The sequence below is a fragment of the Halomonas sp. MES3-P3E genome, assembly GCF_002836035.1.
GTDB classification, from domain to species: domain Bacteria; phylum Pseudomonadota; class Gammaproteobacteria; order Pseudomonadales; family Halomonadaceae; genus Vreelandella; species Vreelandella arctica.
In genome coordinates this window covers 1-643 of sequence record NZ_PJBT01000127.1, presented here as the reverse complement: position 1 = coordinate 643, position 643 = coordinate 1, and the positions used below count along the sequence as shown (strand labels likewise).

Below are 643 nucleotides of genomic sequence, written 5' to 3'. Positions count from 1 at the left end.
CGAGAACGCTAAGTTATTAAGCTGAATCGCCTGGACCAGCAGCAAACCAGCTACCACCAGTATTAGTCGACCCCCGGACGCGCCATCGAACACGATCCCGAGCAACATTGGGTTGGTTGCAGCCGCTATATTGCCGCCTCCAAGGTAACCAGCTTCTAAAGACCACTGGAACAGAATCAGGATGACCCCCGCCCAGGCAGAAAGGACACCCATGCGGGCGACGCGCCTCCGGTCGTGATCAGGGAGCCGGGGAAACGCTAGACGAAACAACACGGCCCCCGTCGCGACTAGGGCGCTAAGGTAAATCCCGGCCGCCACGAGAATCATCGCGACGGTCCAGACATCGAGGCTATTTACGGAGAACCACCAAGCCACGGGTCAGGGCTCGACCGAGAAGTTAAAACCGTCGGACATCATGTGTCCGTCATCCGATAGGCCGCGCCAGTGCACCTGGTAGTCCCCAGCCGAAAGAATTTCACCGGGCTTCACGACGTAGCGTTCGACCTGTTCACTGCCTGGCTGACCATCAAGAGGAACGGGGCCGTTTGGGCCTGTCACTTCAAACTGGGTGATGCGCATCATGCCACCAAACTCGATGCCAATCTCTGCTGGGGAATCCTGAATGGTGACGCCATCCTTAGGC

Annotated in this window: 1 protein-coding gene and 1 pseudogene; both read right to left on the bottom strand. The window is 58.2% G+C overall.

What is annotated here, in order from left to right:
- Positions 1–327: pseudogene (locus CXF87_RS21790) on the bottom strand (copper resistance protein CopD); the annotation flags it as partial.
- 51 nt (positions 328–378) lie between these two features.
- The coding region (locus CXF87_RS12245; protein ID WP_101146793.1) for a copper resistance CopC family protein at positions 379–643 on the bottom strand (265 nt) is incomplete at its 5' end.